Consider the following 558-nt stretch of genomic DNA (forward strand, 5'->3'; position numbering starts at 1 on the left):
GTCTGCGCGCGGCCACGGCGTTCGCGGATCAGGTTGCCGAAGGCGTCGTAGTCGTAGTGGCGGTCGCCCTGCATCAGCAGGCGGTTGCCCTGGATCTGGCTCGGGCCGGGGCGGTCCTGCATCAGCAGGTTGCCGGCCGGGTCGTGGGCGAAGGATTCCGGCAGTTCGTCGCGCGAGTGGCGTACGCGGATGAGGCGGTCAAGGGCGTCGTAGCCGTAGGTGCGCTGGCCGTGACGGCTGTCGGCGATGTGCGCGAGATTGCCGTTGGCGTTGTAGGCATAATCGCGGCGGTACAATGCATCGCGCTGATGGCCTACGGCGTGGGCGAGTAATCGTCCTTGATCGTCGTAGGTGTATTCGCTGAGCAGCAGACCCTGCTGGCGTCGCAGTTCGCGCCCGGACTGGTAGGCGTGACGAGTCAGCGGCGCGCCGTTGAGGTCGATGCCGTTCAGCGCGCCGCCCTTGGCGTGGTGGTAATCGAGCAGGCTGTTGTCCGGCAGACGCAGGCGCTTGAGCTGGCCGCAGGCGTCGTAGCGGTAACGCAGGGTGCCCCAGCCC

General features: G+C 67.6%; 1 protein-coding gene. It reads right to left on the minus strand.

The window, feature by feature from the left end; translation table 11 throughout:
* Positions 1–558 (minus strand): RHS repeat domain-containing protein (locus tag QZR14_RS27940; RefSeq protein WP_442967433.1); only part of this gene is annotated, 558 nt, incomplete at both ends.

Source organism: Pseudomonas sp. rhizo66 (assembly GCF_031931925.1).
Classification (GTDB): domain Bacteria; phylum Pseudomonadota; class Gammaproteobacteria; order Pseudomonadales; family Pseudomonadaceae; genus Aquipseudomonas.